Source organism: Streptomyces sp. I05A-00742 (assembly GCF_013055795.1).
Classification (GTDB): Bacteria; Actinomycetota; Actinomycetes; order Streptomycetales; family Streptomycetaceae; genus Streptomyces.
Genome location: NZ_JABETO010000003.1, coordinates 259,389 through 273,863, shown reverse-complemented (window position 1 = coordinate 273,863; position 14,475 = coordinate 259,389). Strand labels below are relative to the sequence as shown.

At 72.8% G+C, this 14,475-nt stretch carries 13 protein-coding genes; 7 read left to right on the top strand and 6 right to left on the bottom strand.

Going from position 1 to position 14,475, the window contains the following annotated elements; translation table 11 throughout:
* The first annotated feature begins 17 nt into the window (after positions 1-17).
* On the top strand, positions 18-833 hold the full coding sequence (locus HN013_RS04590; protein ID WP_171163199.1) for a cyclase family protein: 816 nt from the start codon (positions 18-20) through the stop codon (positions 831-833).
* A 41-nt stretch (positions 834-874) separates the two neighbouring features.
* Here HN013_RS04590 and HN013_RS04585 read toward each other — a convergent pair whose 3' ends face one another.
* Positions 875-1,048 (bottom strand): DUF397 domain-containing protein, encoded by a 174-nt coding sequence (locus HN013_RS04585; RefSeq protein WP_171163197.1) that lies wholly within the window; start codon positions 1,046-1,048, stop codon positions 875-877.
* 170 nt (positions 1,049-1,218) lie between these two features.
* Here HN013_RS04585 and HN013_RS04580 point away from each other — a divergent pair, with 170 nt between their 5' ends.
* Positions 1,219-1,533, top strand: coding sequence for a MazG-like family protein (locus HN013_RS04580; RefSeq protein WP_171163195.1), 315 nt, complete (start codon positions 1,219-1,221; stop codon positions 1,531-1,533).
* 129 nt (positions 1,534-1,662) lie between these two features.
* Here the strand turns inward: HN013_RS04580 and HN013_RS04575 are convergent, their stop codons facing one another.
* Both HN013_RS04575 and HN013_RS33575 read right to left on the bottom strand, forming a co-directional pair.
* Positions 1,663-2,727, bottom strand: coding sequence for a hypothetical protein (locus HN013_RS04575; protein WP_171163193.1), 1,065 nt, complete (start codon positions 2,725-2,727; stop codon positions 1,663-1,665).
* Between the two features lie 83 nt (positions 2,728-2,810).
* A complete protein-coding gene (locus tag HN013_RS33575; protein ID WP_171163190.1) occupies positions 2,811-3,437 on the bottom strand; it encodes a TetR/AcrR family transcriptional regulator in 627 nt (208 codons plus the stop codon).
* A gap of 431 nt (positions 3,438-3,868) precedes the next feature.
* On the opposite strand from HN013_RS33575, the gene HN013_RS04565 reads away from it, so the two are divergent.
* The 4 genes from HN013_RS04565 (at position 3,869) to HN013_RS04550 (ending at position 11,197) form a co-directional block, all read left to right on the top strand.
* Complete coding sequence (locus tag HN013_RS04565) at positions 3,869-4,573, top strand: LuxR family transcriptional regulator (protein WP_171163188.1); 705 nt, start codon at positions 3,869-3,871, stop codon at positions 4,571-4,573.
* 201 nt (positions 4,574-4,774) lie between these two features.
* The gene (locus HN013_RS04560; RefSeq protein WP_171163186.1) at positions 4,775-8,815 is read left to right on the top strand and encodes a type I polyketide synthase; all 4,041 of its coding nucleotides are present in this window, start codon (positions 4,775-4,777) and stop codon (positions 8,813-8,815) included.
* Positions 8,816-8,881: 66 nt separating this feature from the next.
* A complete protein-coding gene (ccrA, locus tag HN013_RS04555; RefSeq protein ID WP_212763933.1) occupies positions 8,882-10,108 on the top strand; it encodes a crotonyl-CoA carboxylase/reductase in 1,227 nt (408 codons plus the stop codon).
* A 216-nt stretch (positions 10,109-10,324) separates the two neighbouring features.
* Complete coding sequence (locus HN013_RS04550; protein ID WP_171163185.1) at positions 10,325-11,197, top strand: Bax inhibitor-1/YccA family protein; 873 nt, start codon at positions 10,325-10,327, stop codon at positions 11,195-11,197.
* A 102-nt stretch (positions 11,198-11,299) separates the two neighbouring features.
* Here HN013_RS04550 and HN013_RS04545 read toward each other — a convergent pair whose 3' ends face one another.
* Positions 11,300-11,530 carry a DUF4287 domain-containing protein gene (locus HN013_RS04545; protein WP_004951205.1) on the bottom strand — a complete coding sequence of 77 codons (231 nt, stop codon included), beginning with the start codon at positions 11,528-11,530 and terminating at the stop codon, positions 11,300-11,302.
* Positions 11,531-11,627: 97 nt separating this feature from the next.
* Here HN013_RS04545 and HN013_RS04540 point away from each other — a divergent pair, with 97 nt between their 5' ends.
* On the top strand, positions 11,628-11,954 hold the full coding sequence (locus tag HN013_RS04540) for a hypothetical protein (protein WP_171163176.1): 327 nt from the start codon (positions 11,628-11,630) through the stop codon (positions 11,952-11,954).
* A gap of 53 nt (positions 11,955-12,007) precedes the next feature.
* On the opposite strand, the gene HN013_RS04535 is transcribed toward HN013_RS04540, so the two are convergent.
* Together HN013_RS04535 and HN013_RS04530 are read right to left on the bottom strand one after the other, a co-directional pair.
* Positions 12,008-12,808, bottom strand: coding sequence for a hypothetical protein (locus HN013_RS04535; protein ID WP_212763969.1), 801 nt, complete (start codon positions 12,806-12,808; stop codon positions 12,008-12,010).
* Positions 12,809-13,100: 292 nt separating this feature from the next.
* Positions 13,101-14,321: an acetyl-CoA C-acetyltransferase gene (locus HN013_RS04530; RefSeq protein ID WP_171163173.1), complete on the bottom strand. Its 1,221-nt coding sequence runs from the start codon at positions 14,319-14,321 to the stop codon at positions 13,101-13,103.
* Positions 14,322-14,475: the final 154 nt, after the last annotated feature.

Here is a 14,475-nt window from a genome sequence, read left to right as displayed (position 1 = left end):
GAGCTGGGTACTGCGACATGAGCCGCATCGTCGACCTCACATCCCCCCTCGACCCCCGTGACCTCGAACTGATCCCCGAGAGCATGCCTGACCTGGCGCTGGTGGTCGCCCCGAAGATGGACTACCACACGCACGACGAGTGGGGGCTGGACTTCATGGTCGCCTCCTTCGGGTGCGACCCCGACGACCTCCCCGGGCGCGAGGGCCCGGCCGGCGAGGTCATGCGCGAGATCAGCACCCACTGCGGGACCCACGTGGACGCCCCGCTGCACAGCGGGCGGCTGTGCGAGGGGCGCCCGGCGCGCACCCTGAGCGACATCGACCTGGAGGAGCTGTACCGGCCGGGCATGGTCCTCGACGTGCGCCCCTGGGCGAAGCCGGGGGAGGCCATCCCGGTCGAGGCCCTGAAGCAGGCGATCGCGGCGACCGGACGCGACGTCGAGCCCGGCGACGCGGTACTCGTCCGGACCGGCCAGGAGCGCTACAAGCTCGGCGACCCCGAGTACTTCGCCTACCCGGGCATGTCCGGCGCGGGCACCCGCTACCTCACCGGCCTGGGCGCCACCGTCCTGGGCACCGACGCCATCGGCTGGGACCGCCCGATCCCCGCGATGCGCCGGGCCTTCCAGGAGACGGGCGACCCCGGGCACATCTGGGACGGCCACTACGCGATCCAGGACAAGGAGGCGCTGATCGTCCAGCAGTTGGTCAACCTCGGCACGCTGCCGCTGACCGGCTTCATGGTCGGCTTCTTCCCACTGAAGCTCACGGGGACGAGCGCGGCCCCTGCGCGGGCGGTCGCCTTCGTCGACGAGGCCGCCGACGCTTCGTAGTCCGCGGACCCCCGGTGCGCGCACCGGGGGTCCGTACCTCGTTACCGCAATACGCCACGTTGGAGCGCGCCCACGAGGCCGGCGAGCGCGTCGTAGGTCAACAGCAGGGCCGGGCCGGCCGGGTTCTTGCTGTCGCGTATCGCGACGACCTGCTCGTCATGGCTCACGATGCCGCGCCGACCCGCGAGGTCGAGTTGTACCGTCCGGCCGCGCATACGCTCCGGGACATGGGCGTCACGGTGCTCACTGTCGAGACGGCCGGCAGCACCCCGTCGGATGCAGCCGCACGAATCGCCGCCGCCATCCCGGCACCCCCGGTAGCGTCACCACCAGGCCCACCCCGCACCCATGACCGCACCCGCTGATACAGAACTCGGAGCACGACGTGCAAGAGACCTGGGACACCGTCGAGCGGCTCGTCGAATGGCTCGACGCGGAAAGCACCGTCTCACCGGAGATGGCACGTCTGTTGCGTGTACTGAAGATCAGCGAGGAGGCCGGCGAAGTCGCCGAGGCAGTCCACGGCGTCACCGGCTCCAACCCGCGCAAGGGCAACAGCCACACGTGGGACGACGTACAGACCGAACTCTGCGACGTGATTCTCACGAGCATGGTCGCGCTCAAGACGATCACGCCGGATGCGGCGAAGGTATTCGAAAGCAGGCTCGCGCACGTCGCCGAGCGATCGCTCAGCCACTAGCCGGCCGAACGCGGCACCTCACCCGGCCCCGGTCACTCCCGCGGGGGAAGTGACCGGGGCGCCGTGCGCCTACGAACACTTGTCTTGCGCGTGTTGTCGGCTCACTCGTCCTCTACGTCTTGTCCAGGATCAGGAAGCCGCGACGGCCTCGGTCCGCGCCGCGCGGTCGGCTGCGGTCGCGTCGGGTGCGTCCGGTCCGTTCCGCCGGGCGGCGCGGGCGGAGCCGACGGCGAAGAGGGCGAGGCCGCCGACCAGCCAGCAGGAGAGGACGATCAGGGCGCGGGTGCTGCCGGCGCCGTCGAAGAAGGCGGTCGAGCGCAGGAGGGTGCCGCCCGCGCCGGGGGGCAGGAGCTGGCCGAAGGTGCCCCAGCCGGAGGGCAGCCACTCGGGGCCGGAGGCGAGGCCGGACAGCGGGTTGCCGAGGAAGATCATCATGGCCGCGCCCAGGCCGAGGCCGGGGCCGCCCAGGAGCGACTGGAGACCCATGATGGTCACGGAGGTGGCGGCCGTGCTGAAGGTGACGGCCAGCGCGATCAGCGCGTAGTTGCCGTCGGTGATGCCGAAGCCGTACTGGAGCATGGCGCTGAGCGTGAAGCCGGCGAGGACCGAGAAGCCGAGGGCGGCCGCGGCGCGCTGGGCCGGGCGCCGGAGCACCATCACGACGGCGACCGTGGCGAGGTAGCCGCCGAGCACCAGGGGCAGGGCGCCGGCCGCGAGACCGGTCGCGTTGGGGTCGTCCTCCGTGGGCGGGTGGAGGTCGCGGACGGCCACCGCGGAGGCGGGGGCGGTCGGGTCGAGGGACGGTGCCAGGGCGCGCAGGGTGGCGGCGACGGACGGTCCCGCGGTGGTGGCGACCAGCACCTCGGGCTTGCCGCCCGGGGCGGTGCCGAGGACGATCGCGCCGTAGGCGTCGCGGTCGTCGATGCGCTGCCGGGCGGCGTCGGCGTCCGGCACCTTCGTGACGCGGAACGCGCCGGGCCGGGCCTCCGCCAGCTTCGCGGCGACCGCGTCGGCGGCCTGGCTGGGCCCGGCGACCGCGATCGGCACCTTGTGCGGGCCGGAGTTGACGGCCGGCAGGGCGAAGGCGGTCAGCATGGCGGCCATCAGGACCGTGAGGCCGACGATCAGGACCGGGACCTTGCGCCATCCCGCCGCCGCGGCGGCGGGGTCGGTACCGGCAGGCGTACGGGACATGGGGAGTTCTCCCTCTGTGCGGGTGACGTGCTCCTGGCGCCGTGCTTGTGCGGTGACCGGCCGTCTCCGGCCGGGGCGGCCGGTCAGGGGTCCACGCGGACGCGCTCCAGCTCCCGGCGCACGGCCTCCGCGACGGGCGTGCGCGAACCGCTCCGCACCCAGTGCTCGAAGGTGAGCCGGGTGGTGGTGAAGGCGATCGTGGCGGCGAGCCGCGGGTACAGGTCGTGCTCGGGGTCGGTGCCGGTGCGCCGGGCGATCTCGGTGGCCAGGGTGGCGGCCATCGACGCCTCGAACCGCATCTGTTCGGCGGCGAGCTGCGAGTGGGTCAGGGCCAGCCGCGCGCGCAGGAGGGTGCCCGGGTCGACGGAGGGCGTCTCCTCCAGCGCGGTGACGAAGGCGTGGACGAGGGCGTCCCACAGCGGCTCCCCCGGGGGCCGGGCGGCGAGTTCCTCACGGACGCGTTCGGCCCGTTCGGTGCCGGAGGCCATGACGGCCTCCTCCTTGCTGGAGAAGTAGTTGTTGAACGTGCGGGCCGACACCCCGGCCTCGGCCGCGATGTCCTCCACCCGCACCGCCTCCCAGCCGCGCTCCGCGGCGAGCCGCAGGGCCGCGAGGCCGAGCGCCGTCCGGGTGGCCTGCTTCTTCCGCTCCCGGAGGCCGGGGGCGGCGGCGGTCGTCCGCGCCGGGTCCTGCTGCGCTGCGGTGCTCATGCGGCCCACCATACAGAAACCTGCGTGGCCCGCAAATTTTCGTAACGCGCAAGAAACAGGGCTCTGGCGAGGCGTTCGTCGGCCGCGTGGCCGGATGTCAACTGTCCGCCTCCCGACCCGCGTTGACGCTGCGCCACTACGGTATGTAGCGTTACCGATCGGTAGGGTTGCGATCTTGAAGGGGGCGGGACGGGGGAGGACCGGCCGGTGCGCACGGTGTTTTCCCGTGCTTTCCGGGTTCCCGGTATTCCCCCGGCCGTCGAGTCCGCGGCCCGCCATCCGGACGGGGTGCAAAGAAACTCTCTGGGGCGTGCATGCGTATTCCCAATTCCCTTTACATGGTCCCGGATCCGTGCGAGCGGATCGCCGACGAAGTGCCGCGGGCGGGGGGCGGGGCACCGGCCGGAGACGTCGACCAGGTGCTCTTACAGATGCGTCCGCTCATCGAATCCGTGGTGAACAACACACAGATCCGCGCACTCGAGGAATCCAGCCTCGCGGTCATCGGCGACCGCGCCGTCGCGGTCGACGCGCTGAACAGCCTCGTGCGCCAGGCGGAGTTGTCGGTGACCCTGCTCGTCCCGCCCGCGGCGGACGCCCTGCGCCTGGTGACCGAGGCGCTGGAGGCCCTGGCCGACCGGCACCCCGAGGACGCCCGGGTGCGGGTCCTCGCCCCGCCGGAACTGGCCGCGGACCGCCGGCTGGCCGGGCTCACCACCCTGCTCGACGGTGTGGAGGTCCGCCTGGCCGCGGGCGTCCGCCACGCGGCGGTGGTCGTCGACCAGCGGGTCGCGCTGGTCAGGGCCGGTGAGGCCACCGTGTTCGGCGCCGAGGCGTCCCTCGTCCGGGCGCCCAGCGTGGTCCGGGCGCTCTACGACATCCTGATGACGGCCTGGTGCCGGGCCGCCCCGCTCAACCGCTACCAGCGGCTCCAGGAATGCCTCCGCCGGGACTCCGGGGCGCGCATCCTGCGCATGCTCGGCGAGGGCTACACGGACGAGGTCGCCGCCCGCGAACTCGACATCTCCGTCCGCACCTACCGCCGCCGCGTCGCCGACATCATGCGGCTGCTCGGCGCGCGCTCCCGATTCCAGGCGGGCCTCTACGCGGCCGGCGCCGGATTGTTGCGCGCATAAGTACATGGGTGTCACATCCATGTGACGTAGAGGCAGGAAGCTGCCACGCCCGCCGGGGAATTCAGGACATCCCGCGGACCGCCCGGCAGTTTCCTGACCGGCCCGTTGAACCCCGCTCGTGACCTGACCGAGAGTCGGAGGCCGAACCGCGTCGGACGCAAGCCGCGCGGACTCCCCGGAATCGAGGAAGTCACGTACACCATGGGCGAATACGACGGGGCGCGGCCCGCTCCCATAGCCGTCGTGGGCATCGGCTGCCGGGTTCCCGGCGCCGACGGCCCGGACGCGTTCTGGCGACTGCTGACGGACGAGGCCTGCACGGTGCGTGACGTACCGCCGCTCCGCTTCGGGCGGCCGTACGAGGTCCCGGGAGCGCGCGTCCGGTCCGGGCTGCTGGACGACGTGGACCGCTTCGACGCCGAGTTCTTCGGGATCTCCCCGCGCGAGGCGGCGGGCATGGACCCGCAGCAGCGGCTCTTCATGGAGACCGTCTGGGAGGCGCTGGAGGACGGCGGCCAGAACACCGCGAAGCTCGCCGGGACCCGCACCGGCGTCTGGGTCGGCACGACCAACGTCCACTACTGGGAGCTCCAGCAGTCCGTCGGCCACCCCGACATCCACGCCTCGCTCGGCGCCGGCTCCCGCTCCACCACCACGGGCCGCGTCTCCTTCGCCCTGGACGTGACCGGGCCCGGCCTCTCCGTCGACACCGCCTGCTCGTCGTCCCTGACCGCCATCGCCCTCGCCTGCCAGAGCCTGCGGGCCGGGGAGTCCACCGTCGCCATCGCCGGCGGCTCGCAGCTGCTGCTGACCAACACCGAGAACCACGGCTTCGTGGACGCGAACGTCTTCTCGGACAACTGCCGCTTCGGCGACGCCGCCGCCGACGGCTTCGTCTTCAGCGAGGGCGTCGGCGCGGTCGTCCTCAAGCCGCTGGACCGCGCGCTCGCCGACGGCGACCCCGTCCGGGCGGTCATCCGCGGCTGGAGCGTGAACAACGACGGCGCCGGCAGCGACACCATGATCAACCCGGCGCTGAGCGGCCAGCGGCAGATGCTGGAACTGGCCTACGAGCACGCCGGGATCCCGGTGACCGACGTGGACTACGTCGAGGCGCACGGCACCGGCACCCGCGCGGGCGACCCCGTGGAGCTCGGTGCCGTCGCCGCCGTCCTCGGCGGCCGCCGCGAGGGGAAGCCGCTGCTCGTCGGCTCGGTCAAGAGCAACATCGGGCACACCGGCGCCGCCGCCGGAGTGCTCGGGCTGATCAAGACCGTCCTCGTCCTCCGGCACCGCACGGTCCCGCGCACCCTGCACGTCACCGAGCGCACCCCCGCCGTCGACTGGGACGCCGCAGGGCTGGACCTCCCGCACGCCTCGGCGCTGCCGCTGGCCGCCGAGGGACGGCCGCTGACCGCCGGCGTGAGCGGGTTCGGCGTCTCCGGCACCAACGTCCACATCGTGCTGACCGAGGCGCCCCCCGGCACCGGCCCCGCCCGGGAGGACGCCACCGGCGAACACCTCCTCCCCGTCTCCGCCGCCTCCCCCGAAGCACTGCGGCAGCGCCTGCTCGACCTGGCCGCCCACCTCGGACCGGGCGGCGCCGGCCGCACCGCGGACCTCGCCGACCTCTGCCACACCGCCGCCGTCCGCCGCGCCCACCACGACTGCCGGACCACCGTCGTCGGCGACAGCCACGAGACCCTGGCCGCCCGGCTGCGCGAGGCCGCCGAGGAAGCGGAGGACACCGGCTACGCGGGCCGCCCCCGCGTCGCCTTCGTGTTCTCCGGCCACGGCTCCCAGTGGATCGGCATGGCCCGCGAACTCATGGACGTCTCCCCGGCGTTCAGCGCGTCCCTGATCCGCTGCGACGAGGCCGTGCGCGCCGAGACCGGCTGGTCCGTCATCGACCGGCTGACCGACGGCACCGACCTGGTGAACGAGACCGTGGCCGTCGTCCACCCCGTCCTGTGGGCCGTCCAGGTGTCGCTCGCCGAGACCTGGCGCGCCTGGGGCGTCGAGCCGGACGTCGTACTCGGCCACAGCATGGGCGAGTCCGCCGCCGCCCGTGTCGCCGGCGCGCTGAGCCACGCCGACGCCGCGGCCGTCGTCTGCCGCCGCGCCCGGCTCATCCGCGACCGCGTCGCCGGCCAGGGGACCATGTCGGTGGCCGCCCTGACCGCCGACGAGGCCGACCGGCTCATCGCCGAACTGGCCGTCGACGTCTCCGTCGCCGCCAGCAACGGGCCCCGCACCACCGTCCTCGCGGGCGAGGTCGAGGGCATCGAGAAGATCAAGGCCGAGCTCGACGCCCGGGACGTCTTCTGCCGCGTCATGAAGGCCGAGGCGGCCTCCCACTGCTCCCGGATGGACCCGCTGCTCGGCGAACTCGCCGAGGAGCTCAAGGAGATCGCGCCGCGCGCCGGCACGGTCCCGCTGCGCTCCACGGTCACCGGCGACCTCGTGGACGGCTCCGGCCTCGACGCCTCCTACTGGACCCGCAACATCCGCGGCCGCGTCCACTTCCACGAGGCCGTACTCGCCACCGCGCGCGAGGGCGAGACCGTCTTCGTCGAGATCAGCCCGCACCCCGTGCTGTCCAAGGCCGTCCAGGAGACCCTGGCGGACGCCGGACTGCCGGGCGTCGCCGTCGGCTCCCTGCTGCGCGAACAGCCCGAGCGCGAGACGCTCCTCACTCACCTGGGCCGGGTGTACGAGGCGGGGGCCGCCGTCGACTGGACCGCCCTGTACGGCGACGGCCGGTGCGTCCCGCTGCCCGCCTACCCCTGGCAGCGCGAGAGCTACTGGGTGGAGGACCTGGACGCCCTGCCCCAGATCCACACGTTCCCGCTGGACGCCCCCGGGACGCCGTTCCTGCCGGACGCCCCGGACGGCGGGCCTGTCGTCGTGCACGGCCCCGAGTGCGTCGAGGCCGCCCGGGCCGCCGTGGCCCGCGCCGCCGGCACCGAGGACGTGCGGCTGACCGGCGCGGACATCGGGGACGCGCTGCTCGTGCCGCCCGGGGAGGCGCCGGTGCTGCGGGTCGCCCTCACCCCCGGCGCGGCGGACGGCTCCTGGGAGTTCACGGTCGAGAGCGGGCCGGGCGACGGCACGGGGGAGTGGACCGGGCGCGCCCGGGGCACCGCCACCGCACTGCCCGGGCCGGCCGAAGGCGGCCACGAACCGCCCGCCGCGGTACTCGCCCGCTGCCCCGAGCACCTGGACGGCGCGGCCTTCCGGCGGCGCGTCCCCGCGGCCGGCGCCCTCCGGCCCGTCCTGGAGGAGGTATGGCTCGGACAGGGCGAGGCCGTCGCCCGGCTGCGCCGCCCCGCGGGGACGGAGCCCCGGCCCGGCCACCCCGTCCACCCGGAGCTCGTCCGTTCGGCCTACCAGCCGGCCCTGGCCCTGCTGCCCGACCCGTCGCTGCTCTCCCCGCACCTCACCGGGTTCGCCGTGACGGGCGAGGCGACGGAGGAGCTGTGGACGGTCTGCCGGATCACGGAGGGCGCCGACGGGGCGCTCGCCCTGGACACCGTCCTCTTCGACGACGCGCAGCGGGCCGTCGCCGAGGCGAGGGGCATGCCCGTCGGCCGGACGGCCGGGGAGAACGGGCCGGAGAACGGAACGGAGCACACGAACGCCATGGACCGGGACGGGACGATGACGGCCGAGCACACGAGGGCGGACGAACCGGGGGTACGGCAGGCCCCGGCGGCCGCCCTGGACCAGGGCGTCGAACTGACCGGCGAACTGCGGCTGACGGACCCGGCGAGCGGGTTCGTGATCGAACTCCGCGGCAGCCTGCGCATCTCGACGGCGGGCGGTCCCGGGGCGCCGGCCGCCGCTCCCGCCGTTCCCGTCCCCGCCGCCGCACGGGTGACGGCACCCGCGCCCGCTCGGGCGCCCGCACCCGTCCCCACGCCGGTGGCCCCGGCGCCCGCGACCGCGGCCGAACCCGCGGCGCCCGCCGCCGCGGACCGTCCGGTCGCCGAGCGGGTGGCCGGGCACGTCGCGGAGGTGCTGGGGATGCGTGTGGCCCGGCTGGACGTCAACAAGCCGTTCCACCGGCTCGGCATGGACTCGCTCATGGCCACGGAGCTGCGCAAGCGCCTGGAGCGGGAGCTGGGGATCTCGCTCCCCGTGGCCCGCCTGGTCAAGGGCACCACCACCGCCTCCCTGGCGCGTGAGCTGGAACAGGACCTCGAACAGCAGTCGGCAGGAAATGCACAGCCGGTCGCCTGAACGCGCCCGGCCGTCCCACGAACCACATGACGCATGTGACGTAAGTCACCTGACGTGGAGGAAGAGTTGACCAAGGACCTGTACGACATCGGCCAGATGCCGCCCCTGGGCGAGGTGCCGGCGCGGATGCACGCGTCGGTCATCCGCCCGGAGCGCTACGGGCCGCCGGCGCAGGGCTTCGCGATGGAGGTCGTGGACGTGCCGAAGGCGGGACGTGGCCAGGTGCTCGTCTACGTCATGGCCGCGGGGATCAACTACAACAACGTCTGGGCCTCCCTCGGCTACCCGTACGACGTCGTGAAGGGGCGGCAGAAGAAGGGGGAGCCGGAGGACTTCCACATCGGCGGCTCCGAGGGGTCCGGCATCGTCTGGGCCGTGGGGGAGGGCGTCACCTCCGTCAAGGTCGGCGACGAGGTCACCCTCTCCGGCTGCACCTGGGACGAGACCTCCGAGGACATCCGGCTGGGCGCCGACCCCATGACCTCCGTCACCCAGAAGGCCTGGGGCTACGAGACCAATTACGGCACGTTCGCCCAGTACGCCCTGGTCAAGGACTTCCAGTGCCACCCCAAGCCGAAGAACCTCTCCTGGGAGGAGGCGGCCTGCTTCCTGCTGACCGGCGCCACCGCCTACCGCCAGCTGTGCGGCTGGGCGCCGCACACCGTGGAGCCCGGTGACCCGGTGCTGATCTGGGGCGGCGCGGGCGGCCTCGGCTCGATGGCGATCCAGATCACCCGCATCCGCGGCGGCGTCCCCGTCGCCGTGGTCTCGGACGACGAGCGCGGGAAGTACTGCCTGGAGCTCGGCGCGGAGGGGTTCATCAACCGCAACGACTTCGACCACTGGGGGCGGCTCCCCGACACCACCGACAACGCGGCCACCGCGAAATGGATGAAAGGCGCGCGGGCCTTCGGCAACAGGTTCTGGGAGATCCTGGGTGAGCGCCGGGCACCGCGGATCATCCTGGAGCACAGCGGACAGAACACCATTCCCACCTCGATGTATTTGTGCGACACCGCCGGAATGGTGGTCATCTGCGGCGGCACGACCGGTTACAACGGCGACGTCGACCTGCGATTCCTGTGGATGCGGCAGAAGCGGCTGCAGGGCTCCCACTTCGCCAACCTCCGGCAGTGCCGCCAGGTCATCGAGCTCGCCGCGAGCGGGAAACTCGACCCCTGCCTGTCCTGGACCGGTGATTTCGCCGACACCGGCCGGGCGCACCAGCTGATGTACGAGAACAAGCACCCCTCGGGGAACATGGCCGTCCGGGTGAACGCGGTCGAGGGCTGACCGGGGTACGGAGGGCGTGACAGGGCCGGGCGGGCCGTCTGCGGGCGGGCCGTCCGGCTTTTCGCTGCCCGCACGGCGGAACCCGTCGTTTGCGTATCGCGTTCTCTGGTAGGAGAGGTGTACGTCAAAAGATCGTCCCACAGCACGAGAGCCATTCTTTTGCCTACCTATTACCCTTGACGGCAAGGCCGCGCAGGGTGGCCATGGAGGAGTGAAATGAGGAGCAGGAACCCGGTCTTCTCGCGACGGGGGTTCACTCCCGGAAGCGGCTACGCGAACTTCAACGCGGCACCGCAGTCCGGGTCCGCGACGCAGGGAAATCCCTACGCGGACAACCCGTACGCGCAGCCCACGAACCCGTACGCGAACAACCCGTACGCGCAGGGCTCGCCGGATCTCCAGCAGGGGATGCCGCAGGCCCCGGCCCGTCCGGGCGCCATGACGATGGACGACGTCGTCTCGCGCACCGGCATCACGCTGGGCGCCGTCGTCGTCGCGGCAGGCGTCGCGTGGGCCATGGAGCTGCCCGTCGCGGTGGGCTTCGGCGCCGGCCTGATCGCCATGGTGCTCGGCCTGATCCAGTCGTTCAAGGCCCGGCCCACCCCGGCGCTGATCCTGGCCTACGCGGTGTTCGAGGGCCTGTTCCTCGGTGTCATCAGCCAGGTCTACAACGAGGTCGCCAAGGGCGCCCCGATGCAGGCGGTGCTGGGCACGGTGGCCGTCTTCGTCGGTGTGCTCGTCGCGTACCGGGCCCGGATCATCAACGTGAACCGCAGGTTCTACCGCTTCGTGGCCGGTGCCGCGATCGGCTTCCTGCTGCTGATGACCGTCAATATGCTGTTCGCCGCCTTCGGCGGCGGTGACGGCCTCGGCTTCCGCACCGGCCCGGTGGGCATCCTCGTCGGCGTCATCGGCGTGCTGATCGGTGCCGCGTTCCTGGCGCTCGACTTCAAGCAGGTCGAGGACGGCATCCAGTACGGTGCCCCGCGCGAGGAGGCCTGGACGGCCGCGTTCGGCCTGACGCTGTCGCTGGTGTGGATCTACACCGAGCTGCTGCGGGTCATCGCCCTGGTGATGAGCGACGACTAGTCGCGGACGACGTGACGGCAGGGCCCGGGAAGACATCGTCTTCCCGGGCCCTGCCCCGTTGTGTCCCCCCGTTCGGGACCGCTTCGGGTGCCGCGGCGGCTGCTACAGGAGCCTGCGCGCGGCCCGTCGGAGGTCGTACTCGTGAACGATCGCCTTGGCGTGGCCGTAGGCGAGGCCGTGCTCTCCGCGCAACCAGCTCACCTTCTCCTCGAACCGGGACAGGGATGGGCCTTCGTCGACCGTGCGCAGCCAGTCGGCGACTTCTCGGCCGGTGCAGTGGGGGATTCGGGAGAGCAGGTTCCGGTGGGTTTCGTCGGAGATGACGTAGGACATCGGCGCCTCCGGACGCGTCGGTGATGGTCCTTCATGTCACCGTGCCCGAGTGTTCAGCCATTGGCAACAGTCGGTGGGCGCCGCATAGTCTCGGGACGTGGATGATGTGACGCCTCTGCTGGCCGCCGTGGACACCTTCGCCGACCGCCTGCGCACCCTGCCCCAGTCCCGGCTGAGCCGGGGTGCCGCCGCCGAGGCGCTGACCCTCGCCCGCGAGCTGGCGGCCCGGGCCCAGCGGATCGAGGAGCCGGAGGGCGCCGCGCCGCGGGAGATGCCCGAGGCGGGGATCTTCGCGGTGGCCGACCAAGTGGCCGTCGCGGGACACGACTTGGCCGAGGCGCTGGCCGCCGGCGGGACGCGGGGGGCCGGGGTGACGGAAGCCGTCGAGCTGGTCGAGGAGGCGGCGCGACGCTGCGGGCTGTAGCGGCCCCTATGGCCGGAGGGGCCGGAGGGGCCGGAGGGGCCGGAGGGGCCGGCTCAGAGCGAGGCGATGACGCGGTCCGCGAGGACGTAGACGTTGCCCGTGGCGCAGCCGAACGTGAGGGCGTAGGCGCCCGCCACCCCGGAACCGCCGAGCAGCACGGGAGCCTCACCGGTCCGCAGCGCGTGCGCGAGGCTCTCGGCGGTCTCACGGTGGCCCGGCGTCATACAGACGGTGGTGCCGTCGGCGAACACATAGACGTCGAGGGTGCCGAGCGGGCCGGGGCGCACGTCGGCCAGCGGGACACCGGCCTCGGCGAGTTCGGCGAGCCGCTCGACGGTGCGCTCGTGGTCGCCCACCGGGGCGCCGGCGGGCGAGAAGTCGGGGTGCGAGGGGTGCCGGCGGCGGGCCGCGGCCAGCTCCGGGGACTCATGGCCGGCCGCGGTCTCGTCCACCGGGTCCGCCTGGCGGGGCAGCGAGGGGAACGGGCCGTACGGACCCTCGGCGACGGCCGCCTCGTCCGGGACGCCCGGCAGGCCGGACAGCAGGGGCGCGTCGGCCGCGCCGCTCAGGTCGAGGGCCTCCTGCGCGGCCCAGAACGCCCGGGCCTCGGCGAGCTCCCGCTCGCGCTCGTCCGCGAGCGCGTCGGCGACGGCGGCCCGTATCTCCGGGATCCCGATCCCCGCGGTGTCCGCGGGGGCCGTCCGGGCGGCAGGGACCGTCGCGCGCTCCGCGGTGGCCGTGGCCAGGTCGGCGCGCAGGTCGTGGATCTGGCGGCGCAGCCCGCGGGCCGTCCACAGGGCGGCGGCGCCCGCGGCGGTGGCAGTGGCAGCGGCCAGCAGCAGGGCAAGGGACATGGCGCTCACTGACGTACTCCCGGTTGCTATGGATCCCCCGAATTCCTACCTCAGCTTCGCGCGCGTCTTCCCCGGTCCCCAGTGCAAAACGTCATGAAACCGGCGGGACTTAGGGCCCGGAGGTTGTTCCTTCAACATATCTGACCTGCGGAAACGAATCTCCCCCGGGACGTTGGTCACATCCTGGGGGAGATTGGGTCACGAACAGGATTGCTCGTTGCAGTAAAGGGAGCTCAGCTCAGCCGCACACCTCTGTCGGTCGCGCTGAGCCTCACCTCCGCTCCGCTGCGGTTCAGCTCAGCCGCTCCAGCACCATCGCCATGCCCTGCCCGCCGCCCACGCACATCGTCTCCAGCGCGAACTGCTTGTCGTGGAACTGCAGCGAGTTGATCAGCGTGCCCGTGATCCGCGCGCCCGTCATCCCGAACGGGTGGCCCACGGCGATGGCGCCGCCGTTGACGTTGAGCTTGTCGATGTCGATGCCCAGGTCCCGGTAGGACGGGATCACCTGCGCGGCGAACGCCTCGTTGATCTCGACGAGGTCGATGTCGTCGATGGTCATGCGGGCCCGCTTCAGCGCCTGGCGGGTCGCCTCGACCGGGCCGTAGCCCATGATCTCGGGGGAGAGCGCCGAGACGCCGGTGGAGACGATGCGGGCGAGCGGCGTCAGGCCCAGCTCGCGCGCCTTGGTGTCCGACATGATCACGAGGGCGGCGGCGCCGTCGTTGAGCGGACAGCAGTTGCCCGGCGTGACCAGGCCGTCCGGCCGGAAGGACGGCTTGAGACCCTGGACGCCCTCGATGGTCACGCCCATGCGCGGCCCGTCGTCCTTGCTGACGACCGTGCCGTCGGGGGTGGTCACGGGGGTGATCTCCCGCTCCCAGAAGCCCTTGGCGATGGCGGCCTCGGCGAGGTTCTGCGACCGGACGCCGAACTCGTCCATCTCCTCGCGGGTGATGCCCTTCAGCCGGGCCAGGTTCTCCGCGGTCTGGCCCATCGCGATGTACGCGTCCGGGACGAGGCCGTCCTCGCGCGGGTCGTGCCAGCCCTCGCCGCCCTGCTCGGCGCGGGCGGCGGTGCGCGCCTCGGCGTCGGCGAAGAACGGGTTGTGGGTGCCGGGCATGCCGTCGGAGGAGCCGTTGACGGAGCGGGAGACCGTCTCGACGCCGGCCGAGAGGAAGACGTCGCCCTCGCCCGCCTTGATCGCGTGGAAGGCCATGCGCGAGGTCTGGAGGGACGAGGCGCAGTAGCGGGTGATCGTGGTGGCGGGCAGGTGGTCCATGCCCATCTGCACGGCGACGATCCGGGCGAGGTTGTGGCCCTGCTCACCGCCGGGCAGGCCGCAGCCGAGCATCAGGTCGTCGATGTCGCGCGGGTCCAGGCCGGGGACCTTGTCGAGGGCGGCCCGGATGATCGTGGCGGTCAGGTCGTCCGGCCGCACTTCCTTCAGCGAGCCCTTGAAGGCCCGGCCGATGGGGGAGCGGGCGGCAGAGACGATCACGGCTTCGGGCATCACGGCTCCAGTCGGCGCGACGGCAGGACTCCGGTGAAGTTACCCGCACGTAAGGTCGAGGTCACGGGCCCGCGGCTGTGATGCGGGACTCATGCGACGGAAGCGTGCGTTCCGGTGGTCCGGAGGACCATTGTCGCGCCGGCCGGTACCCGCG

Excerpts from the sequence above, each read along its gene's own strand:
- HN013_RS04545 (WP_004951205.1), bottom strand. The coding sequence starts at position 11,530 with ATGTCCTACGTCATCTCCGACGAAACCCACCGGAACCTGCTCTCCCGA.
- HN013_RS04590 (WP_171163199.1), top strand. The coding sequence starts at position 18 with ATGAGCCGCATCGTCGACCTCACATCCCCCCTCGACCCCCGTGACCTC.
- HN013_RS04565 (WP_171163188.1), top strand. The coding sequence starts at position 3,869 with ATGCGTCCGCTCATCGAATCCGTGGTGAACAACACACAGATCCGCGCA.
- HN013_RS04530 (WP_171163173.1), bottom strand. The coding sequence starts at position 14,321 with ATGCCCGAAGCCGTGATCGTCTCTGCCGCCCGCTCCCCCATCGGCCGG.
- HN013_RS04550 (WP_171163185.1), top strand. The coding sequence starts at position 10,325 with ATGAGGAGCAGGAACCCGGTCTTCTCGCGACGGGGGTTCACTCCCGGA.
- HN013_RS04585 (WP_171163197.1), bottom strand. The coding sequence starts at position 1,048 with ATGCGCGGCCGGACGGTACAACTCGACCTCGCGGGTCGGCGCGGCATC.
- HN013_RS04560 (WP_171163186.1), top strand. The coding sequence starts at position 4,775 with ATGGGCGAATACGACGGGGCGCGGCCCGCTCCCATAGCCGTCGTGGGC.
- HN013_RS04575 (WP_171163193.1), bottom strand. The coding sequence starts at position 2,727 with ATGTCCCGTACGCCTGCCGGTACCGACCCCGCCGCCGCGGCGGCGGGA.
- HN013_RS33575 (WP_171163190.1), bottom strand. The coding sequence starts at position 3,437 with ATGAGCACCGCAGCGCAGCAGGACCCGGCGCGGACGACCGCCGCCGCC.
- HN013_RS04535 (WP_212763969.1), bottom strand. The coding sequence starts at position 12,808 with ATGTCCCTTGCCCTGCTGCTGGCCGCTGCCACTGCCACCGCCGCGGGC.